Consider the following 3,577-nt stretch of genomic DNA (forward strand, 5'->3'; position numbering starts at 1 on the left):
TTTTATTTATCATTTTACCAATTTTTACAACTATCTATGTAATTTTGGAATCTCCCTTAGTTTTTATTAGTAAATAAGATGCGTTTGCCCTGAGCTACCTCCAGCCTTGGACGATCGCGCCGCCGAAAATGCTACGATTCACCTCGCTGGTGAAGATGCTATAGGGAAAGGCGGGATCAAGGGCACTGCTCTCGTCCAGCGTCCGGATCTGTTCCGGGGTGAGGCGGATGTCCAATGATGCCAGATTGTCATACAGTTGATCGAGCAAGCTTGCACCCAGAATCGGCGAGGTAATGCCAGACTGTGCCAAAACCCAGGCAAGGGCGACCTGCGCCAAGGGGCGATCGACTTGGGTTGCCACCGTTCGCAGGGTATCAAGGACGCGCCAGTTACGATCGGTGAACATCTGGTTGCCGAAAGGATTGGGGCCAATCAGCCGTCCTTGACCGCTCGCCCCCGCCTCCTCGCGCTCGTACTTGCCAGTGAGGAAACCGGCAGCAAGCGGACTCCAGGCACAGATGCCGAGACCGCATTCACGGGCGGCGGGCAGATGTTCGCGCTCAATGCTGCGTTCAACGAGCGAATACGCCAGTTGCATGGCGATGGGCCCAGGAATGTTATGCGCTGTGGCGATCGCGGCTGCCTTGGCAGTGTACCAGGCTGGCACATTTGAGAAGCCGAAGTAGCGGATCTTGCCGACGCGCACCAGGTCGCCGAGCGACTGTAGTACTTCTTCAACAGGCGTCACCATATCCCAGGTGTGCATCCAGTAGAGGTCAACGTAGTCAGTACGGAGGCGGCGCAGCGAACCCTCAAGCGCCCGATGCATGTTTTTGCGTCCGTTGCCGCCCGCATTCGCGTTGCCCGGTTCGCCGCCGTGAAAGCTGAACTTGGTTGCAAGCACTAGTTGGTCGCGTAGGCTGCGATCGGCGATATAGCTACCAATCAGTTCCTCGCTGCGACCCTTGGCATACACATCGGCGGTGTCGATGAAGTTGCCGCCAGCATCGGCATAGGCATGGAAGATGGACTCAGAAACCTCATCGGGCGCACCCCATCGCGGGGTGCCGAAGGTCATGGTGCCGAGGGTGAGCGGGCTGACGATCAAGCCGGAGTGTCCGAGAGTGCGGAAGGCGGTAAGGCTCATAGGTTTCTTTTCTGGCTGAAACAACAAAGTCGATGAAGAGTGCTGAGTTAAAAGTGCTGTTAGCGGATAGCTAAGGTTTAGCCCGTGCTGGGTAAGAAGAGGAGTACTGAGTACTCAGAATGGTAAAAGTGTCTTGTATGTGTCAATCAAGCTCATGACGCAAAGAAGGGACACAGAAGTGATGTCTTCAATACCTAGAAGGCGCTGGCTGTCGGGCGGACAATGATTTCGTTGACATCGACATCATCCGGTTGGGACACAGCAAATAAGACAGATTGGGCGATCGCCTGAGGGGTGAGGGCAGTTTTGCGGAGTTCTTTCAAGAAGCCTTTTACTGCATCGTCCGTGATATCAGAGCCGAGTTCGGTCTCAACGACACCGGGGGATATGATGGTCACGCGAATGTTCTTCGACTCCTGGCGCAGTCCATCAGATATCGCCCAAACAGCATATTTTGTCGCGGAATAGACTGCACTGGTTGGCCCTACCATGTGAGCAGCGATCGACGCAGTATTGATAAACTGTCCGCCGCCTTGTGCTTCCATGATCGGTAAACCAGCCGCAATGCCGTTCAATACGCCACGGATATTTACATCAATCATGGTGTCCCACTCCTCGACTTTCAGGGCATTCATTGGAGACAAGGGCATCACACCTGCATTGTTGAAGATCACATCGACGCGACCAAGTTTTTCTTTAGCAAAATGAATGAATGCTTTCACATCCTCGCGATCAGTGACATCCACTGCTTTGAATTCTGCAATGTTTCCCTGGTCGCGGATCTCTTTGATAATCGCTTCTAGCTTTTCTGTACGCCGTGCCCCCAGAACTACATTTGCACCGTTTTGAGCAAGTAACTTCGCTGTGGCTTCACCAATGCCACTACTGGCTCCAGTAATCGCAATAACTTTGTTTTCTACATTTAACATGATGACTGTCCTTGCTGTTGAGGTTGATTTGACTTAGAAAAATATGCCTCTAGAGACTTCAATTCTTTGGGTATTTACTCATCGGTTTCCGCGATGGGTGAATGGCCACAGTAGGCGATCGCAGAAACAACACTGTTCACTTTTGCCTCACTGCTGCGATCCGTCACGATTACACCAACCCCTTTTTTCGCCAGCGCCAAAGAGGTATTTTTCGCCAGTCCTTGGCTCGCTCCTGTGACTAAAGCAATTTTTGCCTTGTTTCTCTTCATTGCCTCATCCTTTCAGCATGGGTTCATCATAAGGTTGAAAAGCTTTTCCCTAAATACACAAACCTTGCAGATGATTGCCTAATCCTCTCAAGTCAGGCGTTGGCAAGGGAGAAATATTCTCTATAATGAGCGTATGAGGATGGTATCAGTCAGGAATGAGCGCGTGGTGATTGAAACACTGAACTATGAAGCGGCAATCAGCAAGTGTGACGAACTGGCAGCATTAGTCGCCCGGCACACTGACAGTAGGGGAAACGGTGTTCATCCAACGGCAATTAGTCAGTTAGAATTCATGCGGCAATCTGATACTTTAGCCACAATGCAGGGAGTCGCCGAACCGATTCTCGGCATTGTCGTTCAAGGCAAAAAAGAAGTGTTGCTGAATGAGGAAACCTATCAGTATGGCGTAGCTCAATATCTAGTGGTTTCGGTAGATTTGCCGCTCTGTGGATGTGCGATCGAGGCGACACCTGCGAAGCCGTATCTAGGATTTAAGCTAGATTTAGACCCCGTTCAACTCTGTGACATTATTGCTCAAACTAACCCAAGCATGGGTAAGAAAGAAAACTCGGTTAGAGGCTGGTTCATCAGCGATGCCGATCCATCGTTGATTGATTGTGCTATCAGGCTGACACGGCTTTTGGACACACCGCAGGATATTCCATTCCTAGCACCAATGATCGTCCGCGAAATCTACTACCGTTTGCTAATTGGTGAACAAGGTGAAGCAGTTCGCCAAATTGCCACATCGGGCAGCAATATGCAGCGCATTGCTGAAGTGATAAAACTTATCAAGGCTGATTTTACAAAGCCACTGCGGGTTGAGGATCTAGCTCTTCAAGCTAATATGTCTCCTTCCTCGTTCCATCGCCATTTCAAAGAAGTCACCTGCATGAGTCCGCTGCAATATCAAAAGCAATTAAGACTATTGAAAGCGCGTCACCTGATGCTTGCCGAGAATGCCGATGCGACCCGTACTGCCTATCAGGTGGGGTACGAAAGTCCTTCACAGTTTAGTCGCGAATATTCTCGGATGTTTGGTGCGCCTCCTATGAAGGACATTGAACGATTACGAATAGCTTGAGCAAAGACTGTGTAGTTTGCTACAGCTAACTGCAAACATCCAGAGATATAGCTTTTACAGCAATTTTCAGGTAATTGAACCACAAACTAAGTTAGAATGAAGAGATAATATTGTATGAATAAATGCCAGTATCTTACTCAAAGGATTT

General features: G+C 49.8%; 4 protein-coding genes. 1 reads left to right on the top strand and 3 read right to left on the bottom strand.

What is annotated here, in order from left to right:
- Positions 1–94 precede the first annotated feature (94 nt).
- The 3 genes from V7K97_RS17780 to V7K97_RS17790 form a co-directional block, all read right to left on the bottom strand.
- Complete coding sequence (locus V7K97_RS17780; RefSeq protein WP_334802336.1) at positions 95–1,147, bottom strand: aldo/keto reductase; 1,053 nt, start codon at positions 1,145–1,147, stop codon at positions 95–97.
- 194 nt (positions 1,148–1,341) lie between these two features.
- Complete coding sequence (locus V7K97_RS17785; RefSeq protein ID WP_334802337.1) at positions 1,342–2,076, bottom strand: SDR family oxidoreductase; 735 nt, start codon at positions 2,074–2,076, stop codon at positions 1,342–1,344.
- A gap of 74 nt (positions 2,077–2,150) precedes the next feature.
- Entirely contained in the window at positions 2,151–2,345 is a 195-nt protein-coding gene (locus tag V7K97_RS17790; RefSeq protein WP_029631356.1) for an SDR family NAD(P)-dependent oxidoreductase, read from the bottom strand.
- 139 nt (positions 2,346–2,484) lie between these two features.
- Between V7K97_RS17790 and V7K97_RS17795 the strand changes: the two genes are divergently transcribed.
- Positions 2,485–3,429, top strand: coding sequence for an AraC family transcriptional regulator (locus tag V7K97_RS17795; protein ID WP_334802338.1), 945 nt, complete (start codon positions 2,485–2,487; stop codon positions 3,427–3,429).
- Positions 3,430–3,577: the final 148 nt, after the last annotated feature.

It is taken from the genome of Nostoc sp., from assembly GCF_036917815.1.
Classification (GTDB): Bacteria; Cyanobacteriota; Cyanobacteriia; order Cyanobacteriales; family Nostocaceae; genus Nostoc.